This is a genomic window from Campylobacter concisus, from assembly GCF_902460545.1.
Classification (GTDB): domain Bacteria; phylum Campylobacterota; class Campylobacteria; order Campylobacterales; family Campylobacteraceae; genus Campylobacter_A; species Campylobacter_A concisus_AE.
This window is the reverse complement of record NZ_CABPUE010000002.1, coordinates 240869-259696: the sequence shown is the minus strand read 5'-3', so window position 1 is coordinate 259696 and position 18828 is coordinate 240869. Positions and strand designations below refer to the sequence as shown.

The 18828-nt window shown below is 37.4% G+C and carries 13 protein-coding genes; 7 read left to right on the top strand and 6 right to left on the bottom strand.

Going from position 1 to position 18828, the window contains the following annotated elements:
- Position 1: 1 nt before the first annotated feature.
- Both FZ949_RS02960 and FZ949_RS02955 read right to left on the bottom strand, forming a co-directional pair.
- The gene (locus FZ949_RS02960) at positions 2-1213 is read right to left on the bottom strand and encodes an ankyrin repeat domain-containing protein (RefSeq protein WP_103579856.1); all 1212 of its coding nucleotides are present in this window, start codon (positions 1211-1213) and stop codon (positions 2-4) included.
- 36 nt (positions 1214-1249) lie between these two features.
- A complete protein-coding gene (locus tag FZ949_RS02955; RefSeq protein WP_148790121.1) occupies positions 1250-3835 on the bottom strand; it encodes a bifunctional aconitate hydratase 2/2-methylisocitrate dehydratase in 2586 nt (861 codons plus the stop codon).
- Between the two features lie 125 nt (positions 3836-3960).
- On the opposite strand from FZ949_RS02955, the gene FZ949_RS02950 reads away from it, so the two are divergent.
- Positions 3961-4419, top strand: coding sequence for a methylated-DNA--[protein]-cysteine S-methyltransferase (locus FZ949_RS02950; RefSeq protein WP_148790120.1), 459 nt, complete (start codon positions 3961-3963; stop codon positions 4417-4419).
- Positions 4420-4848: 429 nt separating this feature from the next.
- Here the strand turns inward: FZ949_RS02950 and lon are convergent, their stop codons facing one another.
- Positions 4849-7266 carry an endopeptidase La gene (lon, locus tag FZ949_RS02945; protein WP_148790119.1) on the bottom strand — a complete coding sequence of 806 codons (2418 nt, stop codon included), beginning with the start codon at positions 7264-7266 and terminating at the stop codon, positions 4849-4851.
- An 8-nt stretch (positions 7267-7274) separates the two neighbouring features.
- Complete coding sequence (locus FZ949_RS02940) at positions 7275-7922, bottom strand: outer membrane protein assembly factor BamD (protein WP_021091013.1); 648 nt, start codon at positions 7920-7922, stop codon at positions 7275-7277.
- A 112-nt stretch (positions 7923-8034) separates the two neighbouring features.
- Between FZ949_RS02940 and fliW the strand changes: the two genes are divergently transcribed.
- From fliW to hpf, 6 genes are all read left to right on the top strand, one after another.
- Entirely contained in the window at positions 8035-8418 is a 384-nt protein-coding gene (fliW, locus tag FZ949_RS02935; RefSeq protein WP_054196362.1) for a flagellar assembly protein FliW, read from the top strand.
- Between the two features lie 60 nt (positions 8419-8478).
- Positions 8479-12690 (top strand): hypothetical protein, encoded by a 4212-nt coding sequence (locus FZ949_RS02930; protein ID WP_148790118.1) that lies wholly within the window; start codon positions 8479-8481, stop codon positions 12688-12690.
- The gene (locus FZ949_RS02925) at positions 12684-13379 is read left to right on the top strand and encodes a type II secretion system protein (RefSeq protein ID WP_148790117.1); all 696 of its coding nucleotides are present in this window, start codon (positions 12684-12686) and stop codon (positions 13377-13379) included. The genes FZ949_RS02930 and FZ949_RS02925 overlap by 7 nt, the downstream gene beginning before the upstream one ends.
- Entirely contained in the window at positions 13376-14392 is a 1017-nt protein-coding gene (locus FZ949_RS02920) for a type II secretion system protein (RefSeq protein ID WP_262367772.1), read from the top strand. The genes FZ949_RS02925 and FZ949_RS02920 overlap by 4 nt, the downstream gene beginning before the upstream one ends.
- Positions 14392-14814: a hypothetical protein gene (locus FZ949_RS02915; RefSeq protein ID WP_103560627.1), complete on the top strand. Its 423-nt coding sequence runs from the start codon at positions 14392-14394 to the stop codon at positions 14812-14814. The genes FZ949_RS02920 and FZ949_RS02915 overlap by 1 nt, the downstream gene beginning before the upstream one ends.
- Before the next feature lie 80 nt (positions 14815-14894).
- Complete coding sequence (hpf, locus tag FZ949_RS02910) at positions 14895-15422, top strand: ribosome hibernation-promoting factor, HPF/YfiA family (RefSeq protein WP_021090930.1); 528 nt, start codon at positions 14895-14897, stop codon at positions 15420-15422.
- Between the two features lie 452 nt (positions 15423-15874).
- On the opposite strand, the gene FZ949_RS02905 is transcribed toward hpf, so the two are convergent.
- On the bottom strand, positions 15875-16417 hold the full coding sequence (locus tag FZ949_RS02905; protein WP_148790115.1) for a DUF1523 family protein: 543 nt from the start codon (positions 16415-16417) through the stop codon (positions 15875-15877).
- A gap of 71 nt (positions 16418-16488) precedes the next feature.
- Entirely contained in the window at positions 16489-18720 is a 2232-nt protein-coding gene (locus FZ949_RS02900; RefSeq protein ID WP_103576753.1) for a nitric-oxide reductase large subunit, read from the bottom strand.
- Positions 18721-18828: the final 108 nt, after the last annotated feature.

Genomic DNA, 18828 nt, shown 5'->3' with positions numbered 1-18828 from the left:
CCTAATTTAAATTTGGTTTTAAACCCAAATTTTCTAAAAATTTGATCGTCTTTTCGTTTTGTTCTTTCATGGCATAGTCAAGCGCGTTAAATCCAGCGTCATCAGTCGCGTTGATATCAGCGCCATTATCCATCAAAAGCTTTAAAATTTCTGGCGTTGCGTGAGCTGCTGCATGCATAAAAACGCTTCTATTTGTATGCTCTAGACCACATGTATCTTCAACTTGCGTCATACCCAAATTTATCATATTCATCTTGGTATTTTCGTCTATATAGCTCTCGTTGGCATTGGCACCATTTTTTAGCAAAAGCTCACAAAGTGGCTTATCGCTAAACTGCACAGCGTAAAAAAGCGCACTTTTTCCAAAAAAATTTTTGTGATTTACATCAGCTTTATTTGCAAGTAAAATTTTTACATTTTCTATATTTTTTAAAGCAAAAAATAGCGGCGTCTCATCGCCCAAATTCACATCGGCCCCGCGCCTTATGATCTCTTTTACCATATCGCTACTTTTTTCGTTTAAAAGAGCGATATTAAGCAAATTTGTAAGCTCAGCGGTACTGAAATTTTTTGAGTAAAGTAAATTTGCCAGCTCATCGGAATTTATCCTTTGAGCCATTATATTTTGCTCAGGTGTTAAAATTTTAGCTTTATTTACACTTTTACCGACACCAAAAGTCAAAAACTCATTTACCACGCTAGTTGCGTAGTAAGCGGCACTTGGCGTATCAAGTCCAAGGCTTTCATAAAATTTCACAAGCGGAGTTTGAGCGTTTTTGTAAGCTTCTGTAAATTTTTTATATTTTAAAAAATTAAATAAGCTCTCGTTTGCCCAGTATCTAAGATACTCCATTCTAGCGTCTTTTTCACTCTCAGCAACCTCTGGCTTTGCAAGCTCTCTTGCGTAAAATTCAGGCGCAAATGACGCTTTTAGTAAAAGCCATCTAAACTTGTTTAAATTTTCTTTATAAACTCTATCACCAACGCAACTTTGAGACTCACTTCTCACAGCCACACTCGCATCAAAAAGCTCTTTTACCTCTTTTAAGTTTAAAAGTGAACCATCACAGTAAAATAGCCCCTCATTCGTGTAAGCAATATCGTTTGGAGTAGTTTTAAAGCTCTCTTTTTTAGCAAGATCACTGCACTCTAAAGCGTGTAAATTTATCAAAGAACAAACGCTAAAAAAGAGAAAAAAAACTACTTTTTTCATCAAAGCTCCTTAAAATTTCGCGATATTGTAACAAATTTATATGCTAAACTCGCTTATTTCATTAAAATTTAGATATTTATAAATTTCATCTTTATTTAAGCTAAGGCTATCTTTTACTATCTTTTTATATTCATCTACACTTGGTAAACGCCCAAGTAGCGCACAAGCAGCGGCTAGCTCAGCACTTCCTAGATAAACCTTTGCCCCCATGCCCATTCTGTTGTCAAAATTTCTTGTCGAGGTCGAAAAAACAACGGCATTATCGTTTACTCTTGCTTGATTACCCATACAAAGCGAGCAGCCTGGTACCTCTGTCCTTGCATTTAATCTTTTAAAAATTTCATAAATGCCCTCATCTTCAAGCGTGCTTTTATCCATCTTTGTCGGCGGTGCTATCCAAAGCCTAGTTGTAAGCCTGCTCTCATGCTCTAAAATTCTAGCAAGTGCCCTGTAATGGCCGATATTTGTCATACAGCTTCCCACAAAAACTTCATCTATTTTATGCACTCTTTTATTATCAGCTAAAATTTCACTTAGCGTTGCCACATCGTCCGGGTCATTTGGACACGCCAAAATCGGCTCATCTATCTGCGATAAATCAATCTCTAAAATTTCAGCGTATTTTGCATCTTTATCGGCTCTTAAAAGAGTCGGGTTGTCTAGCCATTTTTGCATTTTTTCTTTTCGTCTAAGCAGGGTCTCACGACTCTCGTAACCAGCTTTTATCATCGCATCAATTAGCGCAACGTTTGAGCGAATGTACTCCACAACGCTATCAACGCTTAAATTTACCACGCAAGCAGCCGCCGAGCGTTCAGCCGAAGCGTCACTTAGCTCAAACGCCTGCTCTACTTTTAAGCTCTCAAGCCCTTCTATCTCTAAAATTTTACCTGCAAAAACATTCTTTTTATTTTTCTTTTCAACGCTTAAAAGTCCTTTTTTAATCGCAAAATAAGGTATCGCATTGACAAGATCGCGAAGCGTCACGCCCTCTTTTAGCTTGCCTTTAAATTTGATCAAAACCGACTCTGGCATATTTAGTGGCATCATTCCAAGCACCGCTGCAAACGCCACTAGACCACTTCCCGCTGGAAAACTGATACCGATAGGAAATCTCGTGTGACTATCGCCTCCAGTGCCCACCGTATCAGGCAGCACCATGCGATTTAGCCACGAGTGGATGACGCCATCGCCTGGCTTTAGGCTCACACCGCCACGTAAATTTATAAATTTTGGCAAGCTCTCATGCATCACAAGATCACTTGGCTTTGGATAAGCGGCCGTATGGCAAAAGCTTTGCAGAACAAAATCCGCCCCAAAACTAAGGCTAGCAAGCTCTTTTACTTCATCTCTAGTCATCGGCCCAGTCGTATCTTGCGAGCCAACAGTTAAAATTTCTGGCTCCACGTATGCACCAGCTCTCACGCCAGCCTTGCCACAAGCCTTACCGACCATCTTTTGAGCCAGCGTATAGCCGCCGCTCTGCTCTTTTGGCTGATCCGGCTTTATAAAAATTTGCTCCTCGCCAAGCCCCAAGACCTCTCTGGCCTTTTTGGTCACTTGACGTCCTATCATAAGCGGTATCCTACCACCTGCTCTTATCTCATCGCTTAGAGTATTTGGGTTTAGTTTGAAATTTGCTACGAGTTTTTTATCAGTGCCAATAAACTTATAAATTTCACCTTTAAATGGATAAATCTCTATCTCATCGCCCATCTCAAGCTCGTTTACATTTGCAACTATCGGCAGTGCGCCGCTATCTTCCGCGGTGTTAAAAAATATCGGAGCTATGGTCGTGCCGATCACGATGCCGCCCGTTTTTTTGTTTGGCACGCCCTCTATCTCATCGCCAAGGTGCCACTGGATCGAGTTTATACCGCTCTTTCTGCTGCTGCCAGTGCCAACCACATCGCCAACATAAGCCACTTTTTTACCACGAGTTTTAAGCTCTTTTAAAATTTCTAGACCCTCAGGCACCTTTTTAACAAGCATTGCTTTTGCGTGAAGTGGTATGTCGGCCCTTGTATAGGCCTCACTCGCTGGACTTAGGTCGTCAGTATTTGTCTCACCAGGTACTTTAAAAATGACTGCGTTTATACAGGTTTCGATTGGCTTTTTATGCGTAAACCACTCTGCATTTGCCCAAGAAGCAAGCACCTCTTTTGCAAATTTATTGCTACTTGCTAGCTTTGCGATCTCGTCAAAATATTCATGCACCAGGATGATATTTTTTAGCTCATTTGCCGCAGCGCGAGCGATATTTTCATCGCTATTTTTTAGAGCTCGCACCAAAATTTCCACGTTATATCCACCAAGCATCTTGCCTAAAATTTTAATAGCACACATAGCATCAAGGCCGTTAACATCAAGCCCGTCTATTACTTCACCAAGAAATTCTGCCTTTATCTTCGCTGCGTCATCAACGCCAGGATTGATACGAGTTTCAAGCAAATTTATAAGAAATTTTAGCTCGCTTTGTGCCTTTTCGTCGCAACTAGACTTGCTGGCAAGTTTTATTAGCTCGCAAACTTCACTTGTTTGCTTGGCATTTAGCGCAAGCGGTGGCACGCCCTCTTTTTCTCGCTCGCTCACGTGTTTTTCGTAGTCGGTAAAAAAGCTCATGAAATTCCTTTGTGGTTTTTGCTAGTTATTTTTAGTCTAAAATCGCTATTTTGCTTGCATTTTATCAAAAAGCAAAACAAACTAAAGTAAAATTTGCCTAAAATTTCAAATTTCAAGGAGCAAATGTGTCAAAAGCTTACCTAAAATCGCCTATCGGAATTTTGGAGATCATCGCTAGCGAAAATGGAATTTGTGAGATAAATTTTGTAGATAAATTTGAAAAGATAGCGGTAAAAGATAAAAATTTAAAGCTTTGCCTTGATGAGCTAAAAGCATATTTCGAAGGCAGGCTTAAAAAATTTAGCGTAAGGCTTGATATAAAAACAACTAATTTTAGAGCAAAAATTTACGAGGCTTTACAAAAAGTACCATACGGAGAAACGACCACATACGCGGCCCTAGCACTTGCCGTAGGTCACAAAAATGCCTACCGAGCAGCAGGCTCAGCCAATGCTAAAAATCCAGTGCCTATCATCGTCCCTTGTCACAGAGTGCTAGCTAGCAGTGGGCTTGGCGGATACTCGGGCGGCGAGGGCTTGCCAACTAAAATTTGGCTTTTAGAGCATGAAGCAAAGCATAAATAGCTAAAAATTTATCAGAGTATTTGAAACATATGCAGTGCTTTAGCGCCATTGTATACATCTTGAACGTGAGGGATCTAGCGGATTTAAAAAGGAAGATAAGAGGACGGCCTCGTAATTTGAGTCCTCTTGTCTCTCTTTTGAATAAAAAGGAATTTATAAATTTAATCAAGCTGTCTTTACAAATTTTAAAATTTCATTCACTCGCAAGAACTAAAATCTAAATTCGCTTACCGCTTAGTTCAAATTTTAGAGCCGAAATCACTCGTTTATGAAATTTTAAAATTTATTTTTCTCTGCTGTGCTGCATGTGCTTATAATGTTTAAATTATTAACTTCTTTTATGCGTTATATGGCTTTTTGTTTGAATTTTAGGATCGTCAAAATTTATAAATTTTCCTAGCCTTAATCTCGCTTAGGGCTAGGGAAAGATTATTTTTTAGCTACAAGGGCATTTTTTAGCACATCATCAATCGTATCTACGGCGATGATCTTCATATCAGCTTTTACCTCAGCTGGGATGTCGACAAGATCGCGGTCATAGTTTTTACGAGGTATTAGAGCTGTTTTGATGCCTGCTTTGTGCGCGGCGATTAGCTTCTCTTTTAGACCACCGATCGGCAACACTCTACCAGTTAGCGTGATCTCACCAGTCATTGCAATGTCGTGTCTTACCTTTGTATCAGTTAGTATCGATGCGATCGCGGTTGCCATCGTGATACCAGCACTTGGGCCATCTTTTGGTACCGCGCCCTCTGGTACGTGTAAGTGAAGATCGTAGCGCCTATAAACATCGCTGGCTTCAAGCTTACGCTTATCATCATCTAGTTTTGGCACGATAGTCATCGGTACTTTTATTTTTTTGTTGTCTATTAGCACTTTAACAACGCTAAATGCGATCTGAGCGCTCTCTTTCATCACATCACCTAGCTGGCCGGTGATCTGCATATTGCCTTTGCCTTGGATCCTGATGGCCTCGATCCTTAGCACATCGCCACCGACACTCGTCCATGCAAGGCCATTTACTAGACCTATCTGATCTTTTTTATCCGCTGGCTCGATCTCATAGACCTTTTTCTCTAAAAATTCTTTCAAATTTTTAGCCGTGACGCTGATCTTGCCCTCACTTTTCTTGGTAAGGATATTTTTAGCGACTTTTCTTAGTATATCAGCGATCCTGCGGCGTAAATTTCGCACGCCACTCTCTCTTGTGTAGTCGCTAATTATTAGCTCAAGTGCCTCTTTGCTGATGCTTACATCGCTTGGTTTTAGGCCGTGCTTTTTAAGCTCTTGAGGCAAAAGATATTTTTTAGCGATCTCAAATTTCTCTTGTGGGGTATATGAGCTAAGCTCGATAAACTCCATCCTGTCACGAAGTGCAGCTGGTATCATGCTCACATCATTTGCTGTAGCGATGAAGATGATCTTGCTAAGATCGATATTGAAATTTAAGTAGTAGTCTCTAAATTTATTATTTTGCTCAGGATCTAAAATCTCAAGTAAAACCGCAGTTGGATCGCCTCTGTAACTTCTGCCAACCTTATCGATCTCATCTAAAACAACGACTGGATTCATCTGCTTAGCTTCTATGAGCCCTTGCACGATGCGACCTGGCATAGCGCCTATGTAGGTGCGGCGGTGGCCTCTTAGCTCGTTTACGTCCTCAAGTCCACCAAGTGCGATCCTAACTAGCTCTCGCTTTAACGCCTTTGCGATTGAGTTTGCAAGGCTTGTTTTACCTACGCCCGGAGGGCCTGCAAAGCATAAAATGGCGCCGTTATTTACCTTTTCGCCAACACCTCTAAGCTCCAAAAGCTCGCGCAAGGCAAAATACTCCTCTATGCGCTCTTTTGGCTTTTCAAGGCTGTAATGATCGGCATTTAAGTGCTTGCTCACTTCAGCGATAGATGACTTTTTCTTAGCTATATTTTCAAATGGTATCTCAAGTACCCAGTCAAGATAGCTTTGCAAAGTATTTGCGTCAGCTGAGTCTGGGTGCATACGACTAAGTTTATCTATTTGTTTTTTGATCTCTTTGTAAGCGTCCTCGGCCATAAATTTTTTCTTCGCATCAAGCTTTTTGCGGTACTCTTCAAGCTCCTCTTCACGGCTCGTATCCGCTCCAAGCTCAGCTTGAATTTGCTTTAGCTGCTCTTTTAAAAAGTACTCTTTATTTGTCTTATCGATCTTTGAATGGACTTTATTTTTTATCTCTTTTTGAAGCTTATTTGCCTCGATCTCTTCGATAACATAGTCGATTAGTTTTAGCAAGCGCTGCTCTAAATTTTCCTCGACAAAAAAGCCATATGCGATCTGTTTTTTTAAGCGAAGCGCGCTTGAGACTAAGTCGCAGACCCTGATCGCTTCAGCGCTCTCTTCGATCGTTTTTAAAAGATCAGGTGGGAAAAAATGGCTAAACTGCGAAAGCTCTCTTACTTTTTCTCTTAAAACCACTATGAGTGCGTCAGTTTTGACCTGCGATGGACGCTTTACGTGGAGCATATCGACAATGCCACGGAGCGGATTTATGCCTGATTGTTTTAAAATTTTACCTTTGTCGATGCCCTGAAATAGCACCTTCACACGTCCATCAGGTAGTGGCACACGGCGCATTATCGTGCCGATCACACCAGCATCATATATACCATCAAAGTCTCTAGCGCCGTCTTGCTGAGGCTTTGTAGGCACCACAAGGATCGGAGTCTCTTCTTGTATGGCAAGTTCGAGTGCCTTTAAATTTTCATCGTCGCTTAAAAAAAGCGGAGTTATCATAAATGGATATAAAAATAGCTCGTCCTCAACGATGATAGGAATTTCGGTTGGGAAGCCTTTATTTTCGTTTATTTGCAAAATTTCTCCTATTCAAACAGTTTTCTATACCATGCCACATCAGGTTTGATAAGATCTGAGTTTTTAAACGGCGACTCTTCTAGCTTTTGCTCATAAATTTTAGCCGAAACGTCACGGCCGGTTCTATTGTAAAGATCTGCTATTTGCATATCTAGGAAGTAAAGCGCGAGTTTGAATTTAATAAGCATAGTCTCGATAAGAGGCTTATACTCGGTATTTGGATACATATAAAGAAATTTCTCGATCTCTGTTACGCTATCTTCCATAAGCTTTTGGTTGCGGTTTGGCTGAGTAAATGAGTCAAAATTTGCTTTTATCTTTAGATACTGAGCAAACTCTGTTTTTGGGCCGTTATCGCCGTATCTTTTAATGTACTCGTCAAGATAGTGATTTGCCATTAGATACTCTTCATCATTTGCGTGAGCTTGGGCAAGGATAAGCAAAATTTGCTCCAAAAGTGGGCTTGCTACGTGTTCGCTTGCCATTGAAACATAGTGTTTATCGGCCGCTTCAAGATCACCGTCTTTTATATCAGCTATAACCTGAGCGTACCACTCATCAGGAGTTAGATTGTAAAGCTCGGTATATTTTTCAGCACAACCACTAAAAAGCCCCAAAAGAGCCACAACTGCTAGAAATTTAGAAAATCTTTTCATGCTTTTCCTTAAAAAGTTTAAATCCTCGTATTCTACATTTTTTGGCATTATTTTTGTATAAATTTTTTAAAACTATGATAAAATACGGCAACTTTACAAAATAGGAGTTAGTATGATTTTTAGTGTTAAAAGCCCTATTTTAGGCTTTGAGCATATCAAGACGATGGAGTTAATTGAACTTGATAAATTTTTTGTTAAGCTAGCAAGCAAAGATGACGAGACATCTTTTACAATGATAAATCCTTTTGCATTAAGAAGCTACGAATTCGATATTCCAAGCTATTATGAAGATCTTATGGAGATTAAAGAAAGCTCTCAACTTAGAATTTATAACATTATCGTTGTTGCACTCCCGCTTGAAAAATCAACTGTAAATTTTATAGCTCCTATCGTTTGCAATATGGACAATATGACCTTATCTCAAGTCGTTTTAGACATTGCCAAATATCCTCAGTATGGGCAAGCTGAAATGATAGAAAATTTTATACAAAAATAGTAGCTAAAAGCTTTTAAAAATCTAAGGAGAGATTTTTTATTGTTATTTAGAGGATTTGTTGTGAAGATAGCATACTTACTCTGTTTTATTGTCACATTTGGTTTTTGTGCACCCAGAGCTTGTACGACAGCAGAAGCAGCATCTATTGGTTGTAGTGGAGCAAATTATTCTTGCTTTATAGACGCTGAAGAGTACCAAGACAACTCTTCTAAAAATATCCCACATTGTATAAGAAAATCTGATAGAACTTGGACGATAGATACTAACAACTTTGTTTCCGGTGTAGCACAAGATCATTATCATATTTATGCAAAACAATTTTCTCCATGGGGATATGGGCTATTAACTGGTATGTGGGATGATAATTCTAAAGGGTTAAGACAAAGATCAATAAATGGCAATCTAAATACCAGAGTAAATGGCGATATAGCTACCATTGGTGCTACTATTATGATTCCACAATACGCTGGATATAATTTTGTTCCAGATCCATCTAACGTAACAAGAACATCATCTACAGCCGATAGAATATTTTTAGATACTGGTAATTTTTCGCCTAGCAATTACACACTTTGTCAAACAACATATATTTATAATCCTAGCAAGTATCCTTATTGTAAAAATTCATCCTCTTCCACGTTTGATTTTAGTGAGAAAAATACCTTTATACAAAATAATTTAAAAGGTAAAAACGTAGTCTATGCCAGGCTTTATTGGGGTGGCTCTCTTTATCAAAACTGGGCCATTAAAACAAATTTATATACAAATGCTCTAAATTACATAAAAGGATATAGTAGGATTGATTTTAAAGCTCCTGGAAAAAATGTAATTACAATAGATGCTGATCCAAAAGATGTCTTTTGGTTTGGCTCATTTAGTGAGTATAAACCAAAATCAATGACTCTTGAATCATACAATCAAAACGAGTCTAATAGCTACTATGTAAAGGCTGGAATAAACTACCAATATGTAGCAAGTGCTGATGTAACAGATATAGTTAGAGAGTCTCTTGGTACTAGTGAGTCAGATAGGACATTTTATGCTGGCAATATCAGATCAACTACGATTCCATTTAGTGATGAATTTATAGATCCAAATGATGGCACATATAAGGTAGCCGACTCTACTAATAGAAAACTAAAAAAAACATACGGCACGCTACTATTCTCACCAGTTCAAGGGCAGAATGGTTACTGGATACAATCCATTGCACCACAATTTGCAGCTTGGAGTTTGGTCATCATTTATGACTTTGATGATAAAACCGCTGCAGCAAACAATATAGAGCCAAAGCTTGTTAGTATATTTGATGGGCTAGAAAGACTTGCAGCAGACTGGATGAAGTCAAGCGATCCATTTGGTACTGTAAAGAGCTCAACCATAGATGTAAAATTTGAAAATATCTACACACCAAAAGCAGGAAATATAGATGCTTCGCTTACAATGTTTTCCTTTGGCGGCAAGCCAGAAACAAAAGGTGAAGATATCAAGATAAAAAAAGGTGGTAGCTATCAGAGTATTACCAGCGGATATAACGCACAAGGTGATCAGTTTAACTCAACTATGACAAAATTTGGACAACTTATAAATCCAGGTAAAAAATTTCACTCTCAAGCAGACTTAGATATATTTGATATATCAGACAAAATGTCATATGCTCAAAAAGAAGCGGATATAAAATTTACAGTTACAACGATTAAAAGCTCAGGCGGCGGTGCTAATGTTGTAAGTGCTGATCGTATAAATTTAGCACTAGTTGGCTTTTCTTCTCGTATATACAAACCAGATGTTTGCTATATGGAATATATTTATGCAAAAAAACCTAGCGATAGTACCTTTACAAAGGTGCAAGAAAATACTCCGACGGTAGTGCCAGCAAATACCATTTTAAAAACTTTCGTTGAAGTTACAAACAATACTAATGAAGCTGCCCAAGACTTTGCGCTAAAAGCTACAATAGATCCAAGCCAAATTTATAATCCAAACTCAACTTACATTTACGCAGATAAAGCATCGCAAGGACCTAGTGATCTGCTTACTATGTCAGGACAGGTACACTATAGCGACAACACAGGCTTGCAGCAATTAAGCGGAAATGACTTAACTTTTTATTTAGGACAAGGTGCGGCTGCAAATAAGGGTGGAGAAATGCTAATTCATCAAGGCAACTACGCTTATGCCATATATGAAACTACCCTTAAGTCTAAATTTGAGCCAAATAGTTACAAAGCCACAGTCGCAAATGCTGATATAAATTTACAGCCCTATGACACATACATAAGAAGATGTAGCAATCAAAATTACAACATTACTTTAGGCGTTAGTGCCAGTCCAAATAATTTCGTCGCAAGCAATAGACAAGACGATGGCTCGGCAGCTTTTAAAACTAAATTTAAAAATAGACTTCTAACTAAAATCGTTTCTACGCCATTTAATGTCTATATCACAAACTATGATACAGATGGCAATAAAAAAGTACCAGATGCCCCAGTAGATGTAAAAGTAGAGTTGGTCGAGTCTTGCAGTGCTCCAACAAATTTATATGAACAAGATATAGCATTTAATGGCGTAACTGATATTTTGTTGTCAGGCATTAGTATTGACAGAGCCTATAAAAGCGTAAAATTTAGAATTTCTCATCTTGATCCAGTGACAAATACTACAAAGGTTGAATGCGAAAAATTAGATGATTTTGCCATAAGGCCAAGTCACTTTAGACTATGGGATACCGACAAGAATACGATCAATAATAACAATGTTTTAATAGGCGGCAAAGTTTATAATAACATTGCTCTTGCGGCTATGAAACCTCTTGATAGTGGCTTAGCAAATGGTTATACAAATAACATAAGTGGCTCAAATGGAGAGATAAAACTTGTACCAGCATATAGTGCAACTTGCGATCCTAGCATTATAGAGAGCGAGAACAAACTAAGCGTAGATTTTAACGATCCAAATAAAGCATTGGGTAAAATTTTCCGTCACACATCAAGTGGACCTGTTGGCTTTTCTTACTCAGATATAGGCGATACATATTTTTATGTATTGGACAAAGACTATACAACAACTGATCAACATACGCCATCAAGAGCTGATGATTGTGTAAAAAACTCAATTAGCAACGATCCGTCACAAGATACTGCTCAAGAAGGAAGGATTGGATGCAGCATAAAGCTGGAAGGTAATAGAGATTATCTATTTAGGCCAAAAGATATACAAATAAGTAAGTTAAAGATAACAAAAGACAACGATATAACATACCTTGATAATGAAGGCATACAAAAAGCAAAGCTTGACTTTGAAGTAACTGCTAGGCTGTTTAACGATGACCCTGCAAAGCTTTATAATGAAGATTGCTATGCAAAAAATATGAACTTTGATATAAAGCTAGACAGAGTTCCTTTAAATTTTACAGATAATGATGGCAATGCCGGTACATTAGCAAAAGCAAATGAAGAAATTTTATTTTTTGAAATTCCTGGCTCAAACACTAGAAAAGCAATAGATCCAAGTGCTACAAAATCAACATTTTATGTAGAGAAAAATACTTTTGTAAATGGCGTAGGCAAAGGTGAAGTGTATTTTAATTTCGAAAGAAAAGTAAATCATGCTAAAAATCCTTTTACTATTTCAAGTAATGATTTTAGCTTTAGTGGCATGTCAGATAGCACCGATACAGTAAAAAAATATGAAAAACCAGCAACAGAAACAACGGCAAAATTTTACTTTGGTAGGGTTTATGCACCATTTTATGAAGGGCTTTATAGCGGCTTTTATGCCAAAATTTATTATGGTGCCTACTGCGATGGGTGCGATAAAAATGCCTACATGAAAAATGATGGTAAATTATGGCAAGACTTTCCAGCAGCACCATTTTGGGCCACCAATCCAAAACATAGCGCAGGAGTACTTAACTATCATGACTTTAGCTTTACAAACACTTACAGCGGCACTGTTTTAAGAAATGATGTAAGCAGCATAAGTAATGGTGAGCAAATAATTTTTATAAGAAACCCTTCAGCGGTTACTGATGTGGCTAAAATGAGAGCACCTAGCTGGCTTCTTTATAGTGAATTTGATGAGAAACCTGAAACAAATAATTTCAATCTAAATTTTCTAGTACCAAATGGCGAATGGGCTGGTAAAGTCCTAAAGAGCAATAATATAGAGGATAAGACAAGCGGTGCAGTTGGAGGTTTTATAGGAGTAAAATCTAATAGTGATAGTAACCTAGATATAAGCGACAAGACAAACAGGAGAATAGAGTGGTAAAAAGAGGTGGCTTTTCATTAATAGAGCTTATCTTGTCAGTGCTTGTAGTAGCCATAGTAAGTGCAAGCCTGCCACTAGCGGTAAGAACTACTTCAAATTTAAGCGAGCAATCCTTAATGCAAGAAGGACTAATGAATGCTAAAACCTATATGTCATTAATATTAAAAGCACCATTTAGCGATCAAGTCTTAATAGCCGGTAAAAATACCATGCCATCATCTATAACCACTCAAGAGGCTATAATTTTTCCTCTTATTATCTGTGAGCAAGGAGCAAATCCGGATTTTTATGAAAAAAGTGGAGTAAAAGGTGAAGGACATAGGATACTTGCATATCCGGTGCAAAATTCATCTGCATGTGCCACAAGGCCTAGTGATTCAAAGCTTCCAGAATCAATCAAAAGCGTAAATTTTAAAGTAAAATCTATCAAAAATTTCAATACTCAAAAATCCATCTCACCAACTGCTAGCACTACTAAACGTGACTTTATCATAGATACAGAAACGACTCCAACCATCACAAATGGAGCTAATAAATTTGTAGTTAGCACTCCTTTAAACGATAACGACGTTTTACAAATAAAGCTAGATACAACTATGAAAACTACAAAAGAGAGCAAAAGTGTACTTTATGGATATGCCTTTAATATAGGCGAAAGTAGTACTCTAAGTGTAAAAGAATGGAAATGAAAAAAACAAAAAAAGCTTTTACATTAATTGAGCTAATAATAGTCATCACCGTACTTGGCGTTATCTCACTTATGAGCTTTAATACACTTATGAATTTATATCAAAACTATTTTCAAAGCAAAGTAATAAACGAACTAGAAACACAAAGCGAAATCGCTCTAGAGCAAATTTCAATGCTACTTAGCCACAGAATCAAGCAAAGCGTTATCGCTAGAAAAAAAAATGGAGATTACCTAGCTCTAAATGATAGTGGTGTAAATTTAAGTAGCGACTTTGAAATTTTAGAATTTATCCCAGCTGCTTATGAGCTATTTGATGGCATAAACGAATATAAAGGAGATGATACTAACGGAGATCCCATCTTTGAAGAAGGCATATATAGCGGATATGTAGATCTTGCAAATAGCTCTATTGCAAATGGATTAAAAAGCCCTGGAAGCAAATTTAATGACGCTTTTAGAAACGGCGTAATGGACTTGACCTGCGAAAATGATAGCAATGAAGAAGATGTAAATAGTGGCTCTAGGTGCATAAATGCCGATAATGAAAATGGTGGTTTAGTAGCGATATTTTCTAGCATACTTTATAGAGTTGGTAGCAGCTTTGGTTATCAAGAAAATTTAGACCAAAGGCACTTAGATATCGCAAAAGTTGGCATACAATCAATCGACACACTTAAGATTTCAAGTGATTTTAAAAATAAAAAAATTTCAGAACAGTATAAGCTAGCTTACACAGCCATTGCCATAGCACCAGCTGAGCAAAGTGCCGAGGATATACAAAATGGCTCTTTTGACCTTAAAATTTACTACAATTATAGGCCATGGCTAAATGAAAGCTTTAAAAAATTTAACTCAACATCTACAAAGGATATCAAAGCCGAAAGTGCAACGCTAGCTAAACATGTAACAAGATTTGTCTTTACAGAAAAAAATGGAGTCATCGCGCTAAAGCTCTGCCTTAAAGCAGAAAAATCAGAAATAACCATTTGCAAATCAAAGGCGGTTTATTAATGAGAAAAGGATTTACGTTAATAGCAGCGATATTTTTTCTAGTTGTAGCAGCTTCTATCAGTACTCTTGCCCTTTCGATAGCTAGCACATCAGCTAGACAAAGCAGTGAAATTTATCTAAGGGAGCAAGCACAACTCGTTGCTCAAGCAGCAGCAGAGTATGCGATGTTTGAAATTTTTAGAACTGATTTTTCAAACAAATGTTTAGATAAAGTAGATGGAGAATTTAACGATATGTTCGACTTTAAAGTAAAAATAACTTACTTTGGCGATATCGGCATATGCACTCCACCGACCATCATGCCAGGAACAAACGGAGTCGCAAGTACTGGCAACATGATCTTTGATGTTTTTGTAACATCAAAAGATAAAAAAACGCCAAATCCTATAAATTTCCACAAGCGCACTCTTCAGAAACTTTAAAATTTTATAAAGATTTTAGTTTAATTTGTTTTTAGTTTTAGCGTGTTATAATCATCTTACTTTCTATAAAGGAGATTACGATGAACATAAGCATTGTAGGAAAACAATTTGAGCTAACAGAGCCAATCAAAAACTATATCCAAGACGCTTTTGATACGCTTGGTAAATACAATCTCGACATCATCTCAGCAAGATGTGTTGTAGCAGCCGATGAAAAACAAGGCAAAAAAGGTTTTAATGCAGAATTTTCTCTAAATATGGCCCATAAAGATACGATAGTCGTTCGCCAAAAAGATAAAGATCTTTACGCTGCGATCGATCTTGCCATCGAGAAAGCATCAAAAGTTTTAAGAAGAGAGCATGATAAGAAATTTACTGTTAAAGGCAAGGCTGACGACAAAGAATTTCGCTCAAGAATAGGCGAAGAAAAGATCGAAGGTGTCGAGGAGATCGTGCCTATGGAGCTTGAAATTTATAAACCACTTGAAGTCGAAGAAGCACTTGAGAAACTAAAATCAAGTGATAAACAATTTTACGTATTTAACGACGTTGACGCCAAAATGCGTGTGATCTACAAAAGAACAGACGGAACTTTCGGTCTTTACTAAAATTAGGGGCAGCTTTGCCCCTAAAATTTATTCTAATTCACTATAAAATTTCTTTCTGAGATCCAAGAAACCTTGTTGCAAAAACTACTACGCCAGCAAATGGCTTTAAATTTTCAAAAATAGAATAGATATCCTTGTGTGAAATAGACGTATATACAAGGTGGGCTTTCGTGCGAGCCTCTTTTTAGAAGATCTTGGCGAACTAAACTAGATCACAGGCAAGGCAAAGAATTACATGCCATAAAAAATGTGTGATTTTCTTAAAAATAATTGCAAACATCAAGATGTAGAATTTTATTTTATGGACTGGAAAAGCGTATGGAAATACGACAAATAGCGCAACAGAGCAAACGAGCTAAAAATGCTTGATAGTACTAGAAATTTTTAAAGATAAAAGAGAAACAGTTCTCTTTTTGATTTTTAAAATATCAAATAGCTAAAACAAATACTATCTATTTCTCTAAATTTTCACTAGTTTTTGGTCTAAAGGCCTTATTTATCTTTCTTATCCAAATGATTAGCGAGATAAACAAGATAAAGTAAAATACATAGCTAGCTACCGGCCAACTAGTATCTGTACCACTTTCTTTTAGTGAGATGACATTTCTAAACTCTTGAAGCATAGAAATTCTATATCCATAATATTTTACAGTTACGTTTTTATCGCTATTTGCAAAGCCTTGAGCTTTGGCTTGTACATCAGCTGAGTTAAATTTAAAATAAAACGGAAATCCCCATGCAGTATCTTCATTTCTATAGGCCATGACCTTATTTGAATTATTAGAATCTTTAGTGTAGATAAAATAAACATCTCTGGTAGGACCATCTGCCGGATTTTTAGCGTCGATGATGCCATCTTTGTCCATACGTTTGACATCGCCACCTGTGATTTGCACATTTGCATAGTGTGGAAATGAATAATCAACTACAAGAGCCAAAAAAGAGTGTAAGAGTACGATAAAAATAACGCAAATTCTTTTAAAAAATATAATCATTTCTTTCCTTTTAAATTTGCGTTATTTTATGAAAAGATAGCTTAATAAAGGGGCAAAATACCCCTTTAGTTTTAAGCTTTTTTATTAAGCATAAATTTTAGAAGTTGTGCAAGGAAGCTAATTCCACCGATTATTAAAATCGTATCGCCAATCATTCTTACCCATCTTAAATTTTGTAAGTGTGATTGTTGTAAAAGCTCAGCGCTTCTTGCATACCACATGCCCTGCTCTAGGCTTGCAAATGCTTGATAAATTCCTATTGGAAGTAGTGAAAGCACGATCATTAGCATAAGGCCTATATTTAAGCCCCAAAAGCCTACTTTCATAAGTTTCTCATCAAATTCTTGACCTTTGAATAGATAAGTAGCTACTAGCCAAACAAATCCGAGTGCCAAAAATCCATAAACACCAAATAGCGCAGCATGTCCATGAACTGGAGTCGTATTTAGGCCTTGGATATAAAATAGTGAAATCGGAGGATTGATTAAAAATCCAAATACACCAGCGCCTAGCATATTCCAGAAAGCAACTGCAATAAAGCAGTAAAGTGGCCATTTTAATGTCTTAGCCCAAGTTTGAGCAAACTGAAGTCTGTAGTGCTCATAAGCTTCAGCACCAAGCAATACAAGAGGAACTACCTCAAGTGCTGAGAAGCTAGCGCCAACTGCCATTATAGGTGTTGTAGTACCCGCAAAATATAAGTGGTGGAAAGTTCCTGGAATTCCGCCCACTAAAAAAAGTGATGCACTCGCAAGTGTTGAAAATGTAGCAAATCTCTTTGAAACAAGACCAAGACTAACAAATACAAAAGCAAGTGAAGCGGTAGCAAAGACTTCAAAAAAGCCTTCAACCCAAAGGTGTACAACCCACCAGCGCCAGTATTCCATCACTGGAAGTGGACTTCTTTGGCCGTAAAATAATCCTGCTCCGTAAAATAATCCAACTGCAACGGCTGAAGCTGCGAAGATAGCAAGTAAATTTTTATCACCTTTATTCTTAAACCCGCCAATAAATCCGCGAAGTAAAAGTAGCATCCAAATAACAAGGCCAACAAATAAAATAATTTGCCAAACACGTCCGAGCTCGATATATTCATATCCTTGATGTCCAAACCAGAAGCTTAAATTTATAGGCATAATATTTGCGATCGCTAAATACTCGCCAGCAAAACTGCCAACTACAAGGATTAGTAGTGCGTAAAATAATAAATCTACGCCAAGCTTTTGGAATTTTGGATCTTTACCGCCATTTATAATAGGTGCTAAGAAAAGACCGCCTGCTAAAAATCCTGTCGCAATCCAGAAAATACTAGCTTGAATGTGCCATGTTCTAGCAAGTGAATAAGGAATATAAGCTGATAAATTTATACCGTAAAATTCTTGTCCTTCTACTGTATAGTGAGCTGTAAAGCCGCCTATTAAAATTTGGAATGCAAAAAGAGCCAAAGTTACAAAAAGATATTTTTTAAGAGCTTTTTGAGATGGAGTTAGGCTTAATTTACTAAGCGGATCCTCGCTAATAGCTTCCAACTTTTCATCATCTTTTTTACCATAAAAAGAGCTAAACCAAACAAGAAATCCAATACCAGCAATAAGTATTACAACACTTGCGATTGACCAAAAGATATTTTCGCTTGTTGGTACATTATCAATTAGTGGCTCATGTGGCCAGTTATTTGTGTATGTAGCATCGCTATTAGGTCTATTTGCTGCGGTTGCCCAGGCTGACCAGAAGAAAAAGTTATTAAGATCATCTCTATCAGAAGCATTTGGAAGAGTATTTTCTTTCATCGCATAAGCTTCTCTTAAAGATTTAAACTTAGGGTCATTTCCAAAAAGTGATGAATACTCTTGGCTTACTTGTTTCATAGCCTTTAATCTATCGCTACTAAGTACGATTTTATCGTCTTTTACGCCATTTTCTCGGTACTCTTTTTTAAGTAGAACTTTTAGATTTGCCTTTTGCTCATCATTTAAGTCAGCATATTTTGAGTGATAAATTTCATCTGCTTTTAACTCTAAAAATATAACTAACTCTTTATGAAGCCAGTCCGCACTCCAATCAGGTGCTTGATATGCGCCGTGTCCCCAAACAGAGCCAACTTGCATACCTCCTATGCTTTGCCAGGCCTCTTGACCTTTATAGATGCTCTCTTTGTCGATCACGACATTGCCATTCTCATCTGTAAAATTTACAACTGGTGGCGAGCTTCTATAAACCTCAACGCCGTAGTAGCCTAAAATACTAAAGCAAATTACTAGTACTGCAACAAGTGCTAGCCAATACTTTTTGTATTCACGCATTGATTCTCCTTTTTTTAAAAATTTTAAGGCGAAGTTTATCTCATTTTAAAAAAGCAAATAATGACATATGTCAATAAAAGGAGAGAATTTATCCCATTAGTTTTATAA